Genomic DNA, 21,448 nt, shown 5'->3' on the forward strand with positions numbered 1-21,448 from the left:
GGCCGAGAGCGTCATGGACGAAGACTTCCTGGGCAACCCCATCACCACGGACGGCGCGCACAGCGCCGGGCTGATCGACGATTTCGTCGGCGGCCTGCTGGCCTATGAGACGCGGGCCGTGAACCTGCTGGCGGTGGCGGATGAGGCGGTGGACCTGCCCCTGGTGCAGACCTACGCCGGCATGCTGTGGATGTTCCTGGAATCCACCGACGGCCCCGGCCGCGCCGCCCCCTATGTGGCGCGCGCGCTGACCGCCGCCCGCCACGGCACGCGGCGGGAACAGCTGAACGCCGCGATGCTGGAGGCCTGGTGGCGGGACGACATCCCCGCCGCCCTGGCCCTGGGCGACCGGATCGCCGAGGAATTCCCTCGCGACCTGGCGGCGGTGAAGGTCCACCAGTACCTGAACTTCAACCGGGGCCAGTCGCCGGACATGGTGCGCATCGCGCTCAAGGTGCTGCCCCGGGCCGGCGACGTCGCCTATCTGCACGGCATGCTGGCCTTCGGCTATGAGCAGTGCCACCTGCTGGATGAGGCGGAGGCGGCGGCCCGCCGCGCCATCACCCTGAAGCGCAAGGAGCCCTGGGCCCATCACGCCCTGGCCCATGTCATGCTGACCCGGGGCGAGATTGACCAGGGGGCGGCCTTCCTGCGCGGCGTGCATGACAGCTGGACCGACCTCAATTCCTTCATGTCCACGCACCTGTGGTGGCACTACGCCCTGTTCCTGTTGAGCCAGGGGCGGGCGGCGGAGGCGCTGGCCACCTACGACGCCCGGGTCTGGGGCGTGGACAAGGGCTATTCCCAGGACCAGGCCGGGGCGGTGCAGTTGCTGAGCCGCCTGGAGCTGGCCGGCGTGGAGGTGGGCGACCGCTGGGCCGACCTGGCCGGCCACCTGGCCGCCCGCGCCACCGACACGGCCCAGCCCTTCCTGGCGCTGCTGTACCTCATGGGCCTGGCCCGCGCCGGCCGGGCGGAGGCCGACACCCTGCTGGACGCCATCCGCACCCAGGCGGGCACGGCGCCGGAGCACAGCCGGGAAACGTGGACGGACGTCGCCGTGCCGGCGGCCGAGGGGCTGGTGGCCTATCACCGGGGCGACGGACGCACGGCGGTGCGCCGCCTGGGGCCGGTGCTGCCCCGCCTGGTGGAAATCGGCGGCAGCCACGCCCAGCGCGATCTGTTCGAACAGGTGGTGCTGGACGCCTATCTCAAGGACCGGCGCTGGGCCCCGGCGCAACAGATGCTGGAGCTGCGCCGGGCCCATGATCCGGGCGGCGTGCCCCTGAACCGCGCCCTGGCCCAGGTCTACGACGCGCTGGGCCTGCCCAGCCTGGCGCGCCAGGCGGCGGCGCGGGCCCAGGCCACGGCGGAGACGCACCGCCATGACACCAGCTTGCTTGTGAGCTGAGTCAATGGCTTGCATGACCCTCCTCACGCGCCTGGTTAAATCGGCGGTGGTGCTGGCGGCGGTGGCGGCGGCGCCCGCCGCCTGGGCGCGCGACACCATCACCCTGGGCCTGCAGCTGGAGCCGCCGGGCCTGGACCCGACGGCGGAGGCCTCGGCCGCCATCCCAGCCGTGGTCTTCCCCACGGTGTTCGAGGGGCTGGTGCACCTGGGCGTGGGCGGCACGGTGCAGCCCCTGCTGGCCACCGACTGGACGGTGGCGCCGGACGGCCTGACCTACACCTTCCACCTGCGGCCGGGCGTGCGTTTCCAGGACGGAACTGATTTCGATGCCGAAACGGTCAAGTTCTCGCTTGAGCGCGCCATAGCGCCGGGCAGCACCAATCCGCAAAAGGTGGCGCTGTCGCACATCGACCATGTCGACATGGTCGACCCGCTGACAGCCGCCATCCACCTGAAGGCGCCCTACGGCAGCCTGTTGCAGGTGCTGGGCTGGCCGGCAGCCGTCATGGTGTCCCCCGCCAGCGCCGCCGGCAACGTCACCCATCCGGTGGGGACCGGCCCCTACACCGTGGCCGACTGGCAGCGGGGCAACGCCGTCACCCTGGCGCGCAACCCGGCCTATTGGGGGGCCGCGCCGCACCTGGCCAGCGTCACCTATCGCTTCATCGCCGACCCGGCGGCGGCCACGGCGGCGCTGAAGGCCGGCGACATCCAGGGCTTCCCCGCCTTCCCCGCCCCCGAGGCCATCGCCGCCCTGAAGGCCGACAAGCACTTCACCGTCAACGTCGCCCCGTCGGAGGGGGAGACGCTGCTGGCGCTGAACAACCGGCGCCCGCCCTTCGACAATGTGCTGGTGCGCCGGGCCCTGTCGCACGCCGTCGACCGCCAGGCCATCATCCAGGGCGCCATGTTCGGCTACGGCGATCCCATCGGCAGCCATTACCCGCCGCAGAACGCCGGCTATGTCGACCTGACGGGCCTCTACCCCCACGACGTGGCCAAGGCCAAGGCCCTGCTGGCGCAGGCAGGCTATCCGCACGGCTTCACCGCCACGCTGCGCGTGCTGCCCCTGCCCTATGCCAAGCGCGCCGCCGAGATCATCGCCGCCCAGCTGGCAGAGGCCGGGGTGACGGTGGTGCTGCAGGACGTGGAATGGGCCACCTGGATTTCCCAGGTCTATGGCGGCCATGACTACGACATGACCATCGTCGCCCATGTCGAGCCCATGGATTACGACATCTACGGCCGCGACGATTACTACTTCGGCTACCGCAACCCGGCCTACAAGGCATTGCTGGCCAGGCTGGACGCCACGGTGGACCAGGGCCAGCGCCTGACCGTGCTGGGCGACATCCAGCGCACCCTGGCCGACGATGCCGTCAACGTCTTCCTGTTCGAATACCCCTATTTCGGCGTGTGGGATGCCGGATTGCGCGACATCTGGCTGCCCACCCCGGTGCAGCTGGTGGACCTGGCCACGGCGCGGTTCGACGAGGCGGGCGCAGGCGCCGCCGCCGCTGGTGGCCTGTCCGGCGCCGGAGTCCTGGCGTGGCTGTTGGGCCTGGCCGTGCTGGGCGCCGTGGCCCTGGCGGCCGCCAAGGTCGGCCCGCGCTATGTCGCCGGGCGCCTGGCCGTGCTGCTGCTGACCCTGCTGGCCGCCAGCCTGGCCATCTTCCTGGTGCTGCAGGTCATCCCCGGCGACCCCGCCCGGGTGATGATGGGCCTGAGCGCCGACCCGGCCGCCCTGGCCGTCCTGCGCCACCAGATGGGCCTGGATGTGCCCGCACCCCAGCGCTACCTGGCCTGGCTGGCCGGCCTGGCGCGGGGCGATTTCGGCCTCAGCTACACCTACCGCGTCGATGTCGGCCGCCTGATGGCGGAGCGGCTGGCCGTGACCCTGCCCCTGACCCTGTACGCCGTGCTGCTGTCCACCCTGCTGGCCGTCGCCCTGGGCACCCTGGCGGCGCTGGGCGCCGTGCGCGGGCGCCAGGGCAAGGTGGTGGATGCCCTGCTGAACGGTGTGGCGCAGCTGCTGATCGCCGTGCCCAACTTCTGGGCCGGCACGGTGCTGGCCCTGGTCTTCGCCGCCGGCCTGCACTGGTTCGCCGCCGGCGGCTTCCCCGGCTGGGGCGGCGGCCTCCTGCCGGCGTTGAAAGCCCTGACCCTGCCGGCCATCGCCCTGGCCGCCCCGCAGGCCGGCATCCTGGCGCGGGTGCTGCGCGGCGAACTGGTGGAGCAGATGGGCCAGGATTACATCCGCACCGCCCGTGCCAAGGGCCTGAGCCTGCGCCAGGCCCTGCTGCGCCACGCCCTGCCCAACGCCTTCGTGCCGGCGCTGACCATCCTGGGCATGCAGTTCTCCTTCCTGCTGGCGGGCGGAATCATCATCGAGAACGTGTTCTTCCTGCCCGGACTGGGGCGCCTGGTGTTTCAGGCCGTGGCCCAGCGCGACCTGATCGTGGTGCAGGGTGTGACCGTCGGCCTGGTGTTCGCCGTGGTGGTCGTCACCTTCCTGGTCGATCTGGCCAACGCCGCGGTGGATCCGCGCCTGACACGGGGGCGGCGCCCATGACCGTCATGATCACGCTGGAGGCGGCCCCCACGGGTACCGGCCGGGGCAAGGCCCTGGCCGCCGGGCTGCTCCTGACCGGCCTGGTGGTGGCCGCTGCCCTGCTATCGCTGGTGTGGACGCCCTACGACCCCACCGCCATCAACGTCGCCGGACGTCTGGCCGCGCCCTCCGCCACCCATTGGTTCGGTACCGACGCCTATGGCCGCGACGTCTTTTCCCACGTGCTGGCGGGCGCGCGCAGCGCCCTGGGCGTGGCCCTGGCCGCCGTGGGCGTGGGCGCAGGAGTCGGCGTGCCGCTGGGCTTGCTGGCGGCGGGCCGGCGCGGCTGGGTGGAGGAGGGGACGATGCGCGGCAGCGACGTGGTCTTCGCCTTCCCCGCCCTGATCACCGCCGTGCTGATCGCGGCATTGTGCGGCCCGGGTGCCGTGGACGCCATCGCCGCCATCGGCCTGTTCAACATCCCCGTCTTCGCCAAGGTGGCGCGGGCGGCGGCGCTGGGCGTCTGGGCGCGGGATTACACCCTGGCCGCCCGCCTGGGCGGCAAGAGCGGCGGCCGCATCTCGCTGGAGCATGTGCTGCCCAACATCGCCGGGCTGCTGCTGGTCCAGGCCACCATCCAGCTGTCGCTGGGCATCATCGCCGACGCCGGCCTGTCCTTCGTGGGTCTGGGCACCCAGGCGCCCCGGCCCAGTTGGGGCCGTATGCTGGCGGACAGCCAGACCCTGGCGGGCCAGGCGCCCTGGCTGGTGCTGTTCCCCGGCCTGGCCGTGGTGGCGGCCGTCCTGGGTTTCAACCTGCTGGGCGAGGGCCTGCGGGCCCGCCTGGCGCCCAAGCGGGGGGCGTGATCCCATGGCCCTGCTGGATATCCGCGACTTCAGCCTCTCGGTCGACGGCCGCGCCATCCTGAACGCCGTGTCGCTGACGGTGGAACCGGGCCAGATCGTGGCCCTGGTGGGTGCCTCCGGCTCCGGCAAGTCCATGACCGCCCTGTCGGTGCTGGGCCTGGCGCCGGCCGGCGCCCACGCCCAGGGCAGCATCCGCCTGGACGGGCGGGAGCTGACCACCCTGACCGACCGGCAGATGGACGCCGTGCGCGGCCGCGACGTGGGCCTGGTGTTCCAGGAACCGATGACGGCGCTGAACCCCGTGCTGTCCATCGGCGCCCAGGTGGCGGAGACGGTACGGGTGCACGGCACCGCCGGCCGCGCCGAGGCCGCGCGCGTCGCCGACGCCATGCTGGCCCGCGTGGGCCTGCCCGCCGACCGCTTCCCCCGCAGCCGGCGCCCGCATGAGCTGTCGGGCGGCCAGCGCCAGCGCGTGGCCATCGCGGCGGCCCTGGCGCTGAAACCCAAGCTGCTGATCGCGGATGAGCCCACCACCGCCCTGGACGTGACCACCCAGGCCCGCATCCTGGGCCTGCTGGTCGATCTCGTCCGTCAGGACGGCCTGGGCCTGCTGCTGATCAGCCACGACCTGGCCCTGGTATCGCGCGTGGCCGACCGCGTGGTGGTCCTGCATGAAGGCGCGGTGGTGGAGGCGGGCGAGCCCGCGACCGTCTTCGCCGCCCCGCAGCATCCCTATACCCGCCGCCTGCTGGCGGCCACCGAACCGGCGCGGCAGCGGCCGGACGTTCTCCCCGCCCCCGTACAGCCGCCCCTTTTGGTCGCCGAGGGCATCGTGCGCGACTATCCCCTGCCCCGCGCCGGCTGGTGGTCCAAGCCGGCGCACTTGCGCGCCGTGGACCAGGCCAGCCTGGCCGTGCACCGGGGGGAGAGCGTGGGCATCGTCGGCGAGTCAGGATCCGGCAAGTCCACCCTGCTGCGCACCCTGCTGGCGGCGGACGCGCCGCAGGCGGGCGCGGTGCGCCTGCTGGACCAGCCCTGGTCGGCGGCGCCAGAGGCCGCCCGCCGCCCCCTTCGCCGCCATGTGCAGATGGTGTTCCAGGACCCGGTGGGCAGCTTCGATCCCCGCTGGCGGGTGGAGCGCCTGGTGGCCGAGCCCCTGGCCCTGCTGGATGCACCGCTGACGCCCGCCTTGCGCCGGGCGCGGGTGGAGGAACTGCTGACCCAGGTGGGCCTGGCGCCGGCGGACGCCGACCGCCATCCGCACGAATTCTCCGGCGGCCAGCGCCAGCGCATCGCCATCGCCCGCGCCCTGGCGGTGCAACCCGACCTGATCGCCCTGGATGAGGCGACCTCCGCCCTGGACGTGCTGACCCGCGCCCAGATCCTGGACCTGCTGGGTGACCTCTCGCGGCGCCTGGGCCTGGCCTATCTGGTGGTGTCGCACGATCTGGCGGTGGTGCGGGCCCTGACCGACCGGCTGCTGGTCATGCGCCAGGGCCACATCGTCGAGGAGGGGCCGACTTTGCAGGTGCTGAGCCAGCCCCAGCATCCCTACACCGCCAGCCTGCTGGCGGCCACGCCCACCCTGGCCGCTCAGGTCGCCTGATGGCCGCCATCGTCCCGCCCATCCCCGGCATGGAACACGGCGCGGGCGATGGCGCGGGCCAGGCAATCGGCCGCGGCGGAACCAATGCGCGCCACCTGGGCCCAGCGGCTGCCGGCCTCCGCCGGCAGGGCGGGCCCCCGCGCCACGGCGAACACGGTGTCGCCGTCGAAAGGCGTGTGGGCCGGACGGGCGGCGCGGGCGATGCCGTCCTGCGCCATCATCGCCACCCGCTTGCACTCCGCCGTGCTGAGATCGGCGGAGGCGGCCACCACGGCAATGGTGGTGTTGGCGCCCGCCGTGGGCTGGCGGTGCACGCCCAGCCGCGACAGCTCGGGCACTGGGTCGCTGGTATCCACGGGGCCTTGGGGCGTCCGGCCGCCAAACTCACCATCGATCTCGAAAGGCCAGGCCCAGTAGGTGCGGCCATCGGGCATGAAGACCGATCCCACCGGGTTGGCCGCCACCAGGGCGCCCACCACCAGCCCACCGCCCAGGTCCAGCGAGGCGGTGCCGATGCCGCCGGGAATCAAACCCGCCATGGCGCCGCGCCCGGCGCCGACGGGACCTTGCGCCACCTCCGGCCCGGCGGCCTCCACCGCGCGCAGGCCCAGGTCGCGATAGGGCGGCGTCAGGCTCCAACCCTTGTCGCCGCCGTTGGCCAGGTCATAGAGCACGGCAGCCGGCACCAGGGGTACGGCCGGGGTGCCGGGACGCAGGGTCAGGCCGATGCCCCGGTGCGACAGGGCCGCGGCCACGCCGTCCGCCGCCCCCAGACCGAAGGCCGATCCGCCGGACAGCACGATGGCATGGGCCCGGCCCACCAGGTTCTCGGGCGCCAGCGCCTCCGTCTCGCGGGTGCCGGGGCCGCCGCCGCGCACATCCACGCCGCCCATCCAGCCCTCGATCCCCTCGCACAGCAGAACGGTGACGCCACTGCGCACCCCCTCGTCAGTGGCGTGGCCCACCGCCAGGCCAGGGACGTCGGTGATGGCGTTGCGCGATCCGGGGGCAGGCATGATACGGTTTTCCAGCAGCTTGATGGCCAATCCACGATATCGGCCACGACAGCGCGGATAGTCCCCCTTCGCCCTGGCACCTTCAATGGGAAACACCCAAAGGGGAAATGTGATGCCCGACGCCGCTGACCTGCCGCTCGCCGCCACCCGCCTGGTGGTCACGCCCGACACGGTGACGGTGCGCGACGGCCGGCCGCCCTTGAGTTTGCTGGTGCATGAGGGCGGGGCGCGCGCCGACACTACCGTCTTCCTCTGCCACGGCAGTGGCGGCAACAAGAACCAGTGGCGCCACCAATGGGCCGCCCTGGTGCAGGCGGGCGTACGCATCGTCGCCTGGGATTTCGTCGGTCATGGGCAAAGCCCCCAGCCACGCGACTGGGCGGCGTATCAGGGAAGCCACCTGGTGGCCGACTACCGCCAGATCCTGGATAGTTATGGGCCGCCGGACGGTCAAGGCCGCATCATCCTGGCCGGCCATTCCTACGGCTGCCGCCTGACCTTGAGCCTGCTGCAGGGCCTGGCGGCGGAGGGGCGGCTGGACCGTGTGGCGGCGGCCCTGCTGCTGGGCCCGCCCAGCCCCGCCGCCCAGCTGGGCGCCAACCCGCTGGGCTGGCTGCCGCCCTTCATCCTGGAATGGATCCGCCCCCTCATCTCCGCCAAGTTCCGCGCGCTGGCCTGGCATCCCGACACCGACGCCGCCCTGATCGCGTTCGAGGAGCAGGCGACCAAGGGCAACAGCCTGTTCATGATGAAGGCCCTGATGAGCCAGGCCGCCCGCCCCGACCCGGCGGCGCTGTCCACCCTGACCCTGCCCATCACCGTGGTCGCCGGTGCCAACGACGGCCTGACGCCCCCGGCCGGCGCGCGCGACCTGGCCACGCGCCTGCCCAACGCGACCTATGTCGAGCTGGAGCGCTGCGGCCACCAGATCATGCTGGAGAAGCCGGCCGAGACCAACGCCCTGCTGCTGGACCTGGTGAACGGTTAAGGCTTCTGGGGGCTGGAGGAATAGGTGATGGCGGCGATGCGCCAGCCATCGACCGCCTTCACCAGCTGCCACATCTCCAGCCCTCGGTTGGTCTCCACCCCATCGATGAAAAAGTGGAAGTCGAAGGTGACGGCGGCCACGGTGCCGTCGCTGACGATGCGGATGTTGCTATGGCGCGGATCCAGCGCCGACTTGGTGGTGGTGACGAAAGTGGCGAAGTCGCGGTAGCTGCCGGCACGCACCTTGGGCTTGACCCCCGCCACCGGAGCATAGGCCTCATCTGTCAGGACGTTCAGCCAGGCACCACCCTCCGGAATGAACAGCGCGGCCAGACGATCACCGGCATGGCCGACCACGGCGGCATGGAAGGCGTCCATCACCTGGCGGATGCCGGCCTCGCCGGGCACCTCGGCGTCGGCCGCCGGGGCCAGGCACAGACTGAAGATGAAGGCGGGAATGATCAGGGCGCGCATGGGGCCTCCGGTCGTTGGGGATGCCCCTACCTGACACGGCGCGTCGCCCTTTACCGACTAAAGAAACGCTAAAGCCGCATAAAGACGCGCCTCAGCCAGCCCCCCGGCCGCAGCCGAGCATCCAGCCCATCCAGCCGCGCCGCCGTGGCCTTGGCCAAATCGCCCGCCGGGCCGGCGGCGAAGGCGGCCCACACCACCCGCCCCGTCACGGCATCCGTCGCCGTCAGCGACAGTTCCGGCTTGCCGTTCCACAGGATCAGACGGGGCGTCAGCGTCAAGCCATCCGCCGGCGGCGTATCCGATGCCGTCACGGCCACGGCCGTCACCTGCGCCAGGCGATTGGTCACCACCGTGTCCAAGGCGCGCGACAGGGCATCGTAGCCAGCCTCGCCCATCTCATTGCGCACCGGCGCCACCGCCACCGTGGGCCAGGGCGTTGATCGGGGTGCCAAGCCCCAGCTAGCCAGGGCCACCAGCGCCACAGCCGAGCCCGCGACCACCCACCGGCCCCAATGGCTCTGAACCGCCCCGCCGCCGGTAACGGGTGACTCCAGGTTCAGGCGGTAGCCCCGTCGCGCCACGGTGACCAAGTGCACCGGCTCGCCCGCGTCCTCGTCCAAGGCGCGTCGCAGGTCGCCGATGACCACGGCCACGCTGTTGGCGCTGACGGCCCGGCCCCGCCAGACCTCGGCCAGCAGGGCGTCGCGGCTGACCACTTCACCGCGTCGGACGCACAGCGCCGCCAGCGTCCGCGCGGCGCGATCCTCCAGTCGCCGCTCCGTCCCGTCGGCATGACGCAGAGATACGCCGTCGAAAGTCCAATCACCGATGCGGTGCGTAGGTGTCATATCGCTGATCCCTGCCTCGTTGGCCCAGGATAGCAGGCCTCACTCGTACCGCAACGCCGCCACCGGCCGGGCGCTGGCGACGCGGATGACATGGATGGCCACGGTGGCCAGCGCCACGGCCAAGGCCACGGCGCCGGCCGCCAGGAAGGTCAGCGGCGCCTGGTCCACCCGCACGGTGAACTGTGCCAGCCAGCGGTGCAGCGCCCACCAGGCGACAGGCCACGCCACCAGGTTGGCCAGCAGCACGGGCCGGGTGAACTGCCAGGCCATGAGGCGCAGGATGTCGCCCACCCGGGCGCCCACCACCCGGCGAATTCCGATTTCCTTGGTGCGGCGGGCGGCCGTCAGGGCGCTCAGGCCGAACAAGCCCATATTGGCCAGTACGATGGCCAGCCCCCCAAAGGCGGCGAAGACCCTGGCCTGGCGCCGTTCCGACTGGTACAGCCCCTCGATCCGCTCGTCGGCGAAACCGCGATGCAGATATTCGGCGTCGGGAAAGATTTTATCGACCAGGGCATTCACGGCATCGACGGTGGCGCGCTGGTCACCGGCCGCCAGGCGCAGGGTCAGGTCACGGCCGCCGGCCTTTATGTAGAACATCAGCGGCTGGTCGGCGCGGCGCGCGGACTGGAAGCGCATATCGGCCACCACCCCCACAATCTCGGTGAAAAGCGTGTGCGCCTCATTGGCGTACAGCCGCTCGCCCACCGCGTCCTCTGGCCTGCGGTAGCCCATGCGCCGCGCCGCCGTCTCCGTCAGGATGGCATAGCGTGGCGTTTCCTGATCCACGGCGTCGGGCTTCCACCCCCTGGGCAGGCCTTCGCCCGCCACCAGGGTCGTGCCGTATGTCGCGAAAAAGTCCTCGTCCGCCGTGAACGTGGCGATGCCGCGCGCCTCCTTCTGGGTGCTGCGCGTATTTTCCGGCAGGTTGAAACTGGACAGGCTTTCCGAATGATCGGCTGGCACCAGGGTGGAGAAGCCCAGGTTTCGTACGGCCGGCAAACGCCCCAGCTCCGCCTTCAAGGCCGCCGCCCGGACAATGTCGGTGGGAAGGTTGGTGAAGACGTAAAGGCTTTCGGGGCGATAGCCCAGGCTGACCACCTGCACATGCGCCACCTGGCGCTGCACCGTGAACGTCGCCACCATGAGCGCGACCGAGATGGCGAACTGGGCCACGACGAGGACGCCGCGCACCCGGCCGGCGCCGGGCGTCCGTGTCCTGCCCTTCAGCACTTCCATCGGTCGGTATCCGGACAACACCAAGGCGGGGTAAAAACCGCCCAGCACCCCCACCAGCAGGGGCGTGGCCAGCAACAGGGGCAGCAGCCAGCCCCGCGTCAGGGGAGCCAGGGACACCTCACGGCCCACCAGGCCCTGGAACGCCGGCAACGCCAGTTCCATCAATGCCAGGGCGGCCGCCGTGCCGATGGCGGCCAGCAACACCGCCTCCCCCGTGAACAGAGCCGCCAGTTGACGGCGCCGGGCCCCAGCCAGCTTGCGGACACCGATTTCGCGGGCCCGGTTGATGGCCTGGGCGGTGGCCATGTTGGTGTAGTTGGCGATGGCGATGCCCAGGATCAGAAGGGACACCCCACCCAAAATCCGCAGCGTGCCAACGTCCCCACCGGCGGCGACATCACCGAGAGCCTTGATATGCAGGTATATATCCGGCACGGGGTCCAGCCGCAGGCTGACCATGTTGTCCATGCCGCCGCCCGCCTGATCCGGGTTGGGCGGATTGTGCCGGTTGACGAACGCGGGCAGACCGCTGGCAACCGCCGCCGCTGACACCCCCCTCGCCAGCCTTATGTAGGTCGCGACGCCGGCGATGTCGGACCAAGGGGACGCTTTTTGGCGCGCCCAGGACTTTTCCCCGCGCGCGGCATCGGCGGCGATGGCGCCGAAGACAAGGTGGCTTTGCGGCACGGGGGCCAGGATGCCGGTTACCGTCAGCACCGGTCCATGTCGCACCTGGACCGTGCGTCCGACAGGATCGGCATCGCCGAACAGGATACGGGCCAAGGCTCGCGTCACCACCACACCGTCCGGCCGGGCAAGAACAGTGGCGGCGTTCCCTTCCTCCAGCGGATAGTCCATCACCTGCAGGAAGTTGGGATCCGCCCACTCTATTTGCTGCTCGAAGAACCGCGTGCCGCTGCCCAGCATCACCTTGTCGTTTTCCGCGCGGGCGGCGGCCTCGACCTCCGGAACCTCCTGCAGCAGGGGACCGGGCAGGTCGGTGGGCGCGAACGTCAGCTTGATGGACTGGCCACCCACGTTGAGTTGGCTGCCCACGCGATACAGACGATCGGCGTGGCTGAAGCCACGGTCCACCGACAGCTCTTCCGCCACATAGAGGCTGACCAGCAGGAAGGCGGCGATCCCCACCGCCAAACCCAGCAGGTTCAGCAGCGTGAACAGCAGGTGGCGGCGCAGGAAAACGGGCAGTGCGAGCATGGGCATCAGCCGATCCCCTCACTCATACCGCAGGGCGCCGGCGGGCGGCGCCTGGATCACGCGCACGACGTGGACGGTGACGGTGGCCAGCGCCACGACCAGGGCGGCGGCGCCGGCCGCCAGGTAGGTGCCCGGCCCCTGGTCCACCCGCACGGTGAACTGCCCCAGCCAGCGGTGCAGGCCCCACCAGGCCACGGGCCAGGCCACCAGGTTGGCCAGCAGGACGGGCCGCGCGAACTGCCATGCCATCAGCCAGGCGATGTCCCACGCCCGGGCGCCCACCACGCGGCGGATGCCGATCTCCTTGGTGCGCCGCGCCGCCGCCAGGGCCGTCAGCCCGAACAGCCCCAGATTGGCCAGCACGATGGCCAGCGTGGCGAAGGTGGCAAAAACCTTGGCCTGCCGCTCTTCCGTCCGGTACTGCGCCTCCAGCCGTTCATCGGCGAAGCCACGCGGCGCGCGGTGCGCTTCGGGGTACAGCGTGTCCACCAGGGCATTGATGGCGGTCACGGCGGGGCGTGGGTCGCCGGCGGCCAGGCGGATGGTCAGGAAACCGCCGGTGGCGCCGATGGTGAACATCAACGCCTCGTCCGCGTCGCGGGCGGTGCGGAAACGGACATCGCCCAGCACGCCCGCGACCTCGACCGGATGATCCTCCTCATCGGTGTAGCGGTCGCCCACGGCGTCCGTGGGATGGGCATAGCCCAGGCGCCTGGCCGCCGCCTCGGTCAGCCAGACGTAGCGCCGCCCGCCTTCCGCCTCCGCGCGCCAGCCGGGCGGCAGGGCCACGCCAGCCTTCAGGTCCAGGCCATAGGTGGCGACGAAGTCCGGGTCCGCCGAGAACTCCGGCATGAAGGCCTTGCCCGGGGTGGCGCCATGGGTGTCGGCGGGCACCGTGAGTTGGGTCATGAACTGGCTGATGTCGGCAGGGACCAGGCTGCTGAAGGCCGCGCCCCGGACACCGGGAAGCTTGGCCAGTTCCGTCTTCAGGGTGGCCGCGCGCTGGGCGTCACGGGGCAGTTGGCTGACGATGTAGAGATTCTCCGGCAGAAAGCCCAAGGCGGCCGTGCGGGCGTGTGCCACCTGGCGCAGCACCGTCACCGTGGCGATGATGAGGGCGATGGAGATGGCGAACTGCGCCACCACCAGCACGGCGCGCAGGCGGCCGGCGGTCGGCGTCGCCCCGCCCTTCAACACCTCCGCCGGGCGATAGCCTGACAGCACCAGGGCCGGATAAAGGCCGCCCAGCACACCCACCACCAGGGGCGTGGCCAACACCAGGGCCAGGAAGCCGCCATCACGCGCCAGGGAAAAGCCCAGCGGCCGGCCCACCAGCGCCTGGAAGGGGGGCAGCAGCACCTCCACCACCGCCAGGGCGGCCAGGGTGCCAGCAATGGCCAGCGCCACGGACTCGCCGGTGAACAGGGCCACCAACTGCCAGCGCCGGGCGCCGGCCAGCTTGCGGATGCCGACCTCACGCGCCCGGTGGATGGCCTGGGCCGTGGCCAGGTTGGTGTAGTTGGCGATGGCCACGCCCAGGATCAGCAGGGCGGCGGCCGACAGGATACCCAGGGTGCCGACGTCGCCGCCCGGCTTGGACTGGTTGAAGGTCTTGATGCGCAGGTGGATGGCCGGCACCGGGTCCAGGCGCAGGGTCATGAAGCCCGTGCGCACATCGTCCGGCAATTGGGTCAGGACGGCGCGGCGACGTACGAAATCCGCCAGCCGGGCGTCCACCGCCTCGGCCGACGCGCCGGGGCGCAGCCGGGCGTAGACGGCGGTTTCCCCGATGTGACTCCACTGCTCCCCGACCATATGGGCCCAGTTCTTGTCCCCCCGCCCGCTGTCGGCGGCGATGCCGGTGAATTTCAGATGGGTTTCGGCCAGCGGCTTCAGCACGCCCGTGACGGTCAGCGTCTGGCCGTTTCCCCCTTGGCCGCCCGCCACCTGGACGGTGCGACCCATGGGATCGGCGTCGCCGAACAGGGTGCGGGCCAGCGCGGGCGTCACCACCAGCCCGTCGGGCCGGGCGAGCGCCGTGGCGGCGTCGCCCCGCGCCAAGGGATAGTCCAGCACCTGCAACAGGTTGGCATCCGCCCACAACAGCGGCGTGGTCAGCACGCGATCCCCATCCTGGAGATCCACCTCTTCCTCCGAGGCGCGGGTGACCGCCTCCACCTCTGGGAAATCCTGGGCCAGCGGCTCGACCAGCAAGGGCGTGGTGGCGCCCAGCACCACCTCGTTGCCGCCCACCGACAGCCGGGTTCCCACCCGGTACAGCCGATCAGCCCCGGTGAACCCCCGGTCCACTGTCAGTTCCCCCGCCACGTACAGGCTGACCATCAGGAAGCCGGCGATGCCCGCCGTCAGCCCGAACAGGTTCAACAGGGTGACCAGCGCGTGGCGGCGGAAGATGGACGGCAAGAGGTTCATTCAACGGTTCCCCCCGGTTGCGGAATGAAGCCTTTGCCTTAAGCAAAAGGCGTGCCCGGGGCTAAGAAGTTGTTTTTGCTTGAATCATCGAGGGAATGTCCTTGTCCGGTCCCGAACAGTGTCCGCAGGCGGACACCCTGAAGGCGGGGAATGGACGATTGTTGGACGATCCGCACCGACGCTGTCCAAATCGTCGCATGACCATTGAAGCGCGTGCCTGTCGTCCAGCGGGGCGGCCAGCTGCCGCGCGGATCCATATGCAACCTACTATATATAAAACATCTGTATTTTCTACTTATTACCTGATAAATAGCGTCTTCTGCTGGCGCGGCCCTGCCGCAAGCCTGCCGCGCGTCCCTGAATGCAAATATAGCCGCCACCACAATACCACCCACAGAGACCACCAGATCCATGCCTTTTCAAAAATTGAAGGATGGAACAGGGAATGATTCCGAGTCAGTCTGTAAGCATTGACGACATATTTACCCCCATAACAGGACAGAATTTCAGCGATGTACGATGCATACTAGAAGGCATCATGACATTGCTCGGAGATTTCATTCCTGTTTCAAGCGGGTCCCTTCATATATACATGGTCGGCAGGCTTGAACTGACAGCGACGGACGCGGGCTGCACCGTCCGTTGGATCGATGCGGGCAGCCCCTCCCGCTCCTCCGTCGATGACGCCGTCCGCGCGGCGGAGTGGACCTCCCTGCCGGCCGGCCACACCCCACCGCAGGCGTCGGGCTGCCCGTGACCTCGGCCTTTCCCATCCTGTATGCCGGCACCACCATCGGCGAGTTGCGGCTGGCCTGGCGCGCCGGCGTGACCTGGCGTGACGACACGGCGACCCTGCTGGCCGAGGTGGCGCGGCAATGCGGGTTGTTGGTCAAGCGTTACGAGGTGCGACGCTGGACGGAGCAGCACCTGGGCCGTTCCGTTCTGTTGCTGGGCATGAGCCGGGCGCTGCGCGAACTGGAAGGCTTCGTGGAGAAGGCGGCGCAGAACGACCTGCCCGTCCTGTTGGCGGGAGAGTTCGGAACGGAGAAGCCCTACCTGGCGGCGGCCATCCATTGCTGCAGCCGCTGCCGCGACGGGCCTTTCGTCCAGGTCAACTGCGCCGAACCGGTGGGCACCCCGGCGGACTGGTTCCGGCAGGCGGCGGGGGGCAGCCTGTTCCTCAGCGACATCGACCTGCTGGCCCCCCATTACCAGCACCAGGTGCCCCAGTTCATGTATTCGCGGCTGGGACACTGGCTGGACCTGTCCAAGGCGCCCAAGGTGCGTCTGGTGGCCTCGACCACCGACGACCTGCGCCTGCGCGTGCGTGAGGGCAGCTTCTCGCGCATTCTGCTGGCGGAATTGGATTTCCTGTCGGCCACGGTGCCGCCCTTGCGCGAACGGTCCAGCGACATCGAAACCCTGGTGGCCGCCGCCCTCGAACGCCATGGCCACCGGGCGCAGGACAAGTTGACCGACACGCTGGTGGAATTGTGCCGGGCCTACTCCTGGCCGGAAAACCTGTTTGAACTGGACCGGGTGGTGGCCCGCCTGGCGGTCATGACCGACCGCGACCCCATCCGGGGCGAGGACGTGCGCCGCCATGCGCCCTGGCTGCTGTCCCTGCCCATGCATCTCGACGACACCGACCATCCCGTTCCCCACGGTCCCGACCCCGACGGCCCCGACCCCGACGGCCCCGATGACGGCGAGGGCCGGGACGAGGATAGCGCCCCGCCGCTGGCCGACGACTGGGCGCGTCGCGTCCTGCTGCGCGACTTCCGCGACCTGGGGCACCTGCATCCCGGTTTGCGCCGGGCCTTGGCCTATCTCGCCGACAACTATGCCGAACCGTTGCTGCTGGGGGATTTGGCCCGGCGGGTGAACGTCAGCCAATCGCACCTGAGCTTCCTGTTCCGCAGCGGCCTCCAGCAATCATGCAAGGCCCTGCTGAACCGCATCCGCATCCACCGCGCCCAGGACCTGCTGGTGGAGGAGCCACGCCTGCCGGTGACGGAGGTGGCGCTGCGCGTTGGCTACACCGACCTCAGCCACTTCGAGAAAAGCTTCCGCCGCCAGGTGGGCCAGAACCCTCGCGCCTTCCGCCGGGCGGTCACGGGACAATGACGGGCAATCGCTGCATTTCTATCAGGGCGCCGATGGTTTGCAGCAGGCGATTGCGGCTGTCGAATTCCTCCGTCTGGGCGGCTTGTTCGCGAAACTCGGTTATCAGGGCCGCGAAACCCGCCACCGGACGGTTCTGGATCAGGACGGGGACATGGTACGCCGCTGGCGGCGGTTCGACCGTCACGGCCAGCAATAAGGGCTGATAGGCCTGGTCGACCAAGGTCACGGTCCGGGCGTCGAACACCAGGATCACGGTCCCCCCCATACCGTCGGGACGTTCGATGATATCGCTTATGGCGTCAGGATGGTTGTCGCCATACTCCCTCAACCGCCGCGTCACGTTGTCCGCCGTGGTTTCCCCCGCGCCAACGACATGGGCGCCGACGAAGCGCAGGTAGTCCAATTCATTGGGACCGCGATAGTTGGTCCACCGTTTCAGCCGTTCGGCGGCGGCGATGCCGGTGATCTCAGCCAGCAACCCCACACGGGGCAGCAGTTCCCCGAATATCAGATCCTCCCGTGCCCGGACATGGTCGCCCCGGGCCGCGAAATGGCCCTGCATGATCCCGGACAGGGCGCCCGCCCACTGGAACACGACGTTCATCTGGTTGACGGCCACCAGGTCGGCGGGCTGATCGACATCCGCCTCCAGCGCGATCCGCAGCGTTTCGGTCGCCAAATTGGCGAAGGGTCGCGCCATGTTTCGATCCCACAGCAGGTTATAAGCCTGGGAAAACTGGACCAACAGGATGGTGCTGAGGCGCCACGGCGCGGTGTCCAGCATGCCCCGCATAGCCTGCGACGCGTCTTGGATGGCCGGGGGCGCATCCCTGAGCATGGCGTCAATCCCCGGCTGCGGATCGACCCCTTCGCCATTCAACAAGCTGAACAGGCGGCCCAGCCGTTTTTTGTACTTGGCGGTGGCGTTCGCCTGCTCACCCAAGGGCAGCGCCTGATACTCGCGGCACATCAGTATGTATTCGTTGATGTAATAGTCGCAGTCGGGAAAGGGAATCCCCTGGGCGTTCTTCAAATGCGGCCGCACGTGGAGCCATTGGTCCAGCAACTCGACGGTCGTCCGACGGGGCAAGCCGACATCGATCAGCTCGGCCTTGCAGCTCTTATTCTTTTCATCATTCCGCCCATCCCAGATCTTATCGAACAGACGGATGATCTCCCCATCGACGTCATCGGGTTCATCCAGGGCGACAACGGCCGGATCCTGCTTTTTCGCCAAGTGGTTGGCGAAGTCGGGCTGGTGCAGCTGCAGGTATTGGGTCAGCTCCGCCTGGCTGGCCTCCAGTTCCGCATAGACCACGGCGCAGACGGTGCTGAAAACACCTTCCCACTCCGCCGCCGGCAGATAGGGATTGATCAGCACCTGTGTATCCCAATCGTTTTCGCCCCTGGCCGGATCGCCCTTCAGGAAAGCCAGGGCCCGTCCCCCCTTCAGGAAAAACGACACATTGGGGATGGACACGAGGGCGGCGGCCAGCGAAGCGATGCGCCGCAGCAACCAATCGTACAGCCACCGCTGATCCGGCCCATTGTTCAGCAGGCCGGTCAGCTCAGAGCTGACCGGCGCGGTCTCTTCCGCGAAAGCGCCCCGACGCGGACGATCCAGCAGGCGGATCTCCGCCTTGAAGTTGAGCATCAGCCGGAACAGGTAGAATTCACAGATACCGCAATTCATCTTCACCGCGGCGAAGCCGGCTGCGACGCGCGCCAGGGCGTGCGTGACGACTTCCAAGTCGGCGATGCCCTGGCTGATGCTCGCGACGGAAACCACCTGCTGCGCCGTGCCCAGGCGTTCGCAGGCCAAGGCGTAGATCCGCACGATCCACCGGTTGTCCGGCAACGCCGCGTAGCGGGCCGCGGGACTGGCCGGGTCGGCATCGGGCCCGGCCGTTACGAAATAGGCCAGCATCACCCGTTCCTGCAGGGACCGCGCCGTGAGGGTCGCGTCCCGCAAGACCTGATAGTCGACAACCACGCCGCCGGCGATGGCGGCCCGCGCCCGATCCAATTCCGCCTCGATCCGCGCCAGGATGACGCCGATCTGGCTGTAGACCGTGGCGTTGTTGTCATCATCGATACCAGCGAGGCTGTCATCGACCACCGCGCGGGCGTCATCGAGCGCCACGAGTTCAAACTCGTTGTTCAACTCGCCGGTTTGATAGTCGGAGCGCCCCCCCATGGACGGAATGAAACGGCTGGTGAAGACCAAATCCTCCATCAGCCGTCCGGGGCCTACGCCTGACGCGGGATTGCGGTTCACCCACAGGACGCTGTTTTCCACCGCCACGTACACAGGTTTGATCGCCCTGATCAGCAGGTCCGGCTTGGCGCGGTCGACGGCGATGCGGGCCTCCTGGGCCATGATGTCCAGGCACTGTTCCACGGCTTCGATGGTTCGGTCGGTGGGGGGCATGCGTCATCACTCCCGGACGCTGAGGTCCAAGGCCAGGTGGGCCAAAGATTGGAAGGGGCCGCGGGGCGCCCTCGGGTGGGTCGGCTGAAGGCGCCCCGCGGCGGCGGGCGGCGGCGCCTAGACGGGGGCTGGCGTCTCCGGCGCCGCGGCCGCAAGCTGGCCGTCGGCGTAGCGTAGCGCGGCGGCGGTGGCCCGCTGTGCCGCGGCCATCGCTTGCTCCACACTGCGCTGGGCCGCGGCCAGGGCCTGTTCCTGTTGTTCGGCGGCCCGCCGCAACAGCGGACTTTCACCGGCCGGCGTGGTCTCGGCGACGTCGGGCGCCGCCCCCAGGGCCGCCGCCGGGGCGGCTGGCCGCTGGGTCGCGAGGGCCAGTCCCGCCTGCAGGCTGCCGCTGGCGTCCAACACGGCGGCCTGGGCGGCAACCATCTGGCCGCGCAGGGCGACGTTGGCGTGGCCGACGGCGGCGGCCACCGCCGCCTCCGCCGCCGCGATGGAGCGCGCCACCCGGTCCTCGGCCATGGCCAAGGCGCCGGACGGCGCCGCGTCCGCCACCAGGGGGCCATCCGGTTCGGGGGCATCCAACTCGGTACCGTCCGGTTCAGGCCCATCGACGGCCCGCGCCGGTTCAGGAGCCGGGCGCAGGACATCGACCGGCACCGCCAACGGCACCTCATCAACCGGCGCCGGGTCGGCCGGCTGGCCGTCCCGCGCCTGGCCCTCCCGTGCCTGGATCGTTCCTGGAACGGCTCCCTTGCCGGGGCCGCCCCCCTTTCCGGAACCTTTCATGTCGCCCTCCGTTCAGCTGTCAGGATTTGGGTGGGGTGCGCCGGAATTGGCGCAAGGTGATGGTGCCGGTGGCACCCAGTTGCACCTCGGCTTGGGTGGTGCCGTCGGTCACCGGGAAGAGGCAGGTGGCGCCATCCTGGCCCATGAGGCCGCGGGTGGGCGCATGCGCCGTCAGGAAGGATTGCGCCGACGACAGGTAGGCGTCGACCAGGTGCCGCGCCGCCACCCCGGTCTCGATGGTGAGGACCGTGTCCTCGGCGATGCGGCACACCCCTTCCGAAAGCCGGGCGAACCCCAGGCGGTTGCCGCGGCGCAGCCAGTCGGTGATGGCCCGCGCCACCTCCGCCGGTGAGACCAGGCCGTCCACCTGCGGGCAGTCCAGCGCTCCGAACATCAGCGGCAGCAGGGTCGTCATGGTGGCTTCAGCCCGTTGCCGACGTTCTTCCGCCGACAGGTTCCAGGCCTTCAGGTTGGCGATCTGCGCCAGGTAGAAGCGGTAGTAGTCGGCGAATTCGGTCGGGGTGCGCGCCTGCTCCGCCGCGAAGGCGGCCGCGCCGCCCCGCAGGTCGACATGGCCGTCGCCCGCCAGCGTCGGCAAATCGATCAGCCCGTGCAGCACCCGCAGTTCCTGCAGCTCCAGGGCCTGGAACACCGGCTGGCCGCCCACCCCCAGGGACTGCAAGAAGGCCGGCACGGCGGCCAGCTGGCGCTGGGTCAGCAACGCGTGCGCCGCCATCGTCGCCTCGGCATGGCGGAGGACCAGATCATCATCCAGCCCGCTCTCGACATGGGCCAGGGTGCGCAACTCCTCCATACCCAGTGTCATCAGCTTGGCCGGCGCCACCAGCAGGCCCAGGCGCGGCAGCAGCGCGTAAGGGGCGCCGTGCAGCCCCCGCTGGACCTCCCCCACCAGATGCGTTTCATCAGGGAAGGCGTAACGGGCGACAGGGTCCCGCGCCGCCCAGTCCAGCCATTCCATTCCGCCGTCGATAAAGGCGAGGACCAGGCGGCTGGGGGCGGACAGGTCGGATACCGTGCGGAGCACGCGATCGGCGACGATTACAGTCATTTGGATACCTCTGCGTCGGAATATCAACCGGAAGGGAAATTCTTTAGCACGTTGGACGCGGCGGTACCGATGTCGCTGAAATCCTCCGACGCCGTTTTCAGCAGGCCCTTGGCCTGTTCCAGCGCCGCGGCGTACTTGGGCTCACCCGTCGCGATGAACTGGGCGATGGCCACACCGGCGGCGGTGGTGGCGATGGTGGACAGGTTGCGCAGGGTGTCGGTGGCGTCCTGCACCGCGATAGCCGCCGACTGGGCGACCGACTGGTAGGCCTTGCCGGCGCCGCTGGTCAGGACGACCTGGGGACTCATGGTCGCCGACTGGACCTGGTTGATGACGTCGATGACCTGGGGATTGACCGTTGCCGGGACGGACATGGGATCTCCTTA

The 21,448-nt window shown here is 69.8% G+C and carries 16 protein-coding genes; 7 read left to right on the forward strand and 9 right to left on the reverse strand.

Features of this window, described 5'->3' with window-relative positions:
• Window positions 1–13 precede the first annotated feature (13 nt).
• From UAA55_RS02120 to UAA55_RS02135, 4 genes are read left to right on the forward strand one after another with little or no spacing between them, the layout of a single operon-like run.
• Window positions 14–1,411, forward strand: a complete 1,398-nt coding sequence (locus UAA55_RS02120) for a tetratricopeptide repeat protein (protein ID WP_322951016.1) — start codon at window positions 14–16, stop codon at window positions 1,409–1,411.
• A 13-nt stretch (window positions 1,412–1,424) separates the two neighbouring features.
• Window positions 1,425–3,983, forward strand: coding sequence for an ABC transporter substrate-binding protein (locus UAA55_RS02125; protein WP_322951017.1), 2,559 nt, complete (start codon window positions 1,425–1,427; stop codon window positions 3,981–3,983).
• Window positions 3,980–4,828, forward strand: coding sequence for an ABC transporter permease (locus UAA55_RS02130; protein WP_322951018.1), 849 nt, complete (start codon window positions 3,980–3,982; stop codon window positions 4,826–4,828). Before UAA55_RS02125 ends, UAA55_RS02130 begins: the two co-directional genes overlap by 4 nt.
• Window positions 4,829–4,832: 4 nt before the next feature.
• Window positions 4,833–6,434, forward strand: coding sequence for an ABC transporter ATP-binding protein (locus UAA55_RS02135; RefSeq protein WP_322951019.1), 1,602 nt, complete (start codon window positions 4,833–4,835; stop codon window positions 6,432–6,434).
• On the opposite strand, the gene UAA55_RS02140 is transcribed toward UAA55_RS02135, so the two are convergent.
• Complete coding sequence (locus UAA55_RS02140) at window positions 6,422–7,450, reverse strand: P1 family peptidase (RefSeq protein ID WP_322951020.1); 1,029 nt, start codon at window positions 7,448–7,450, stop codon at window positions 6,422–6,424. The two genes, UAA55_RS02135 and UAA55_RS02140, sit on opposite strands and share 13 nt — an antisense overlap.
• A gap of 112 nt (window positions 7,451–7,562) precedes the next feature.
• On the opposite strand from UAA55_RS02140, the gene UAA55_RS02145 reads away from it, so the two are divergent.
• Complete coding sequence (locus UAA55_RS02145; RefSeq protein WP_322951021.1) at window positions 7,563–8,438, forward strand: alpha/beta fold hydrolase; 876 nt, start codon at window positions 7,563–7,565, stop codon at window positions 8,436–8,438.
• Here the strand turns inward: UAA55_RS02145 and UAA55_RS02150 are convergent.
• The 4 genes from UAA55_RS02150 to UAA55_RS02165 form a co-directional block, all read right to left on the reverse strand.
• A complete protein-coding gene (locus UAA55_RS02150) occupies window positions 8,435–8,911 on the reverse strand; it encodes a Cif family virulence factor (protein WP_322951022.1) in 477 nt (158 codons plus the stop codon). The two genes, UAA55_RS02145 and UAA55_RS02150, sit on opposite strands and share 4 nt — an antisense overlap.
• Before the next feature lie 68 nt (window positions 8,912–8,979).
• Window positions 8,980–9,759 carry a winged helix-turn-helix domain-containing protein gene (locus UAA55_RS02155; RefSeq protein ID WP_322951023.1) on the reverse strand — a complete coding sequence of 260 codons (780 nt, stop codon included), beginning with the start codon at window positions 9,757–9,759 and terminating at the stop codon, window positions 8,980–8,982.
• 39 nt (window positions 9,760–9,798) lie between these two features.
• A complete protein-coding gene (locus UAA55_RS02160) occupies window positions 9,799–12,222 on the reverse strand; it encodes an ABC transporter permease (RefSeq protein WP_322951024.1) in 2,424 nt (807 codons plus the stop codon).
• Window positions 12,223–12,234: 12 nt separating this feature from the next.
• Window positions 12,235–14,649 carry an ABC transporter permease gene (locus tag UAA55_RS02165; RefSeq protein WP_322951025.1) on the reverse strand — a complete coding sequence of 805 codons (2,415 nt, stop codon included), beginning with the start codon at window positions 14,647–14,649 and terminating at the stop codon, window positions 12,235–12,237.
• A gap of 592 nt (window positions 14,650–15,241) precedes the next feature.
• Here UAA55_RS02165 and UAA55_RS02170 point away from each other — a divergent pair.
• Entirely contained in the window at window positions 15,242–15,406 is a 165-nt protein-coding gene (locus UAA55_RS02170) for a hypothetical protein (protein ID WP_322951026.1), read from the forward strand.
• On the forward strand, window positions 15,403–16,776 hold the full coding sequence (locus tag UAA55_RS02175; RefSeq protein ID WP_322951027.1) for a helix-turn-helix domain-containing protein: 1,374 nt from the start codon (window positions 15,403–15,405) through the stop codon (window positions 16,774–16,776). Before UAA55_RS02170 ends, UAA55_RS02175 begins: the two co-directional genes overlap by 4 nt.
• Here the strand turns inward: UAA55_RS02175 and UAA55_RS02180 are convergent.
• From UAA55_RS02180 to UAA55_RS02195, 4 genes are all read right to left on the reverse strand, one after another.
• Window positions 16,763–19,207: a hypothetical protein gene (locus tag UAA55_RS02180; RefSeq protein WP_322951028.1), complete on the reverse strand. Its 2,445-nt coding sequence runs from the start codon at window positions 19,205–19,207 to the stop codon at window positions 16,763–16,765. The genes UAA55_RS02175 and UAA55_RS02180 overlap by 14 nt on opposite strands.
• 117 nt (window positions 19,208–19,324) lie before the next feature.
• Entirely contained in the window at window positions 19,325–19,993 is a 669-nt protein-coding gene (locus UAA55_RS02185; RefSeq protein WP_322951029.1) for a hypothetical protein, read from the reverse strand.
• A gap of 19 nt (window positions 19,994–20,012) precedes the next feature.
• Window positions 20,013–21,062 carry a hypothetical protein gene (locus UAA55_RS02190; protein ID WP_322951030.1) on the reverse strand — a complete coding sequence of 350 codons (1,050 nt, stop codon included), beginning with the start codon at window positions 21,060–21,062 and terminating at the stop codon, window positions 20,013–20,015.
• Between the two features lie 23 nt (window positions 21,063–21,085).
• Complete coding sequence (locus tag UAA55_RS02195; protein WP_322951031.1) at window positions 21,086–21,436, reverse strand: hypothetical protein; 351 nt, start codon at window positions 21,434–21,436, stop codon at window positions 21,086–21,088.
• Between the last annotated feature and the right edge of the window lie 12 nt (window positions 21,437–21,448).

The organism is Nitrospirillum guanabarense (genome assembly GCF_034653355.1).
Taxonomy (GTDB): Bacteria; Pseudomonadota; Alphaproteobacteria; order Azospirillales; family Azospirillaceae; genus Nitrospirillum.

Excerpts from the sequence above, each read along its gene's own strand:
- UAA55_RS02120 (WP_322951016.1), top strand. The coding sequence starts at position 14 with ATGGACGAAGACTTCCTGGGCAACCCCATCACCACGGACGGCGCGCAC.
- UAA55_RS02125 (WP_322951017.1), top strand. The coding sequence starts at position 1,425 with ATGACCCTCCTCACGCGCCTGGTTAAATCGGCGGTGGTGCTGGCGGCG.
- UAA55_RS02130 (WP_322951018.1), top strand. The coding sequence starts at position 3,980 with ATGACCGTCATGATCACGCTGGAGGCGGCCCCCACGGGTACCGGCCGG.
- UAA55_RS02135 (WP_322951019.1), top strand. The coding sequence starts at position 4,833 with ATGGCCCTGCTGGATATCCGCGACTTCAGCCTCTCGGTCGACGGCCGC.
- UAA55_RS02140 (WP_322951020.1), bottom strand. The coding sequence starts at position 7,450 with ATGCCTGCCCCCGGATCGCGCAACGCCATCACCGACGTCCCTGGCCTG.
- UAA55_RS02145 (WP_322951021.1), top strand. The coding sequence starts at position 7,563 with ATGCCCGACGCCGCTGACCTGCCGCTCGCCGCCACCCGCCTGGTGGTC.
- UAA55_RS02150 (WP_322951022.1), bottom strand. The coding sequence starts at position 8,911 with ATGCGCGCCCTGATCATTCCCGCCTTCATCTTCAGTCTGTGCCTGGCC.
- UAA55_RS02155 (WP_322951023.1), bottom strand. The coding sequence starts at position 9,759 with ATGACACCTACGCACCGCATCGGTGATTGGACTTTCGACGGCGTATCT.
- UAA55_RS02160 (WP_322951024.1), bottom strand. The coding sequence starts at position 12,222 with ATGCCCATGCTCGCACTGCCCGTTTTCCTGCGCCGCCACCTGCTGTTC.
- UAA55_RS02165 (WP_322951025.1), bottom strand. The coding sequence starts at position 14,649 with ATGAACCTCTTGCCGTCCATCTTCCGCCGCCACGCGCTGGTCACCCTG.
- UAA55_RS02170 (WP_322951026.1), top strand. The coding sequence starts at position 15,242 with ATGGTCGGCAGGCTTGAACTGACAGCGACGGACGCGGGCTGCACCGTC.
- UAA55_RS02180 (WP_322951028.1), bottom strand. The coding sequence starts at position 19,207 with ATGCCCCCCACCGACCGAACCATCGAAGCCGTGGAACAGTGCCTGGAC.
- UAA55_RS02185 (WP_322951029.1), bottom strand. The coding sequence starts at position 19,993 with ATGAAAGGTTCCGGAAAGGGGGGCGGCCCCGGCAAGGGAGCCGTTCCA.
- UAA55_RS02190 (WP_322951030.1), bottom strand. The coding sequence starts at position 21,062 with ATGACTGTAATCGTCGCCGATCGCGTGCTCCGCACGGTATCCGACCTG.
- UAA55_RS02195 (WP_322951031.1), bottom strand. The coding sequence starts at position 21,436 with ATGTCCGTCCCGGCAACGGTCAATCCCCAGGTCATCGACGTCATCAAC.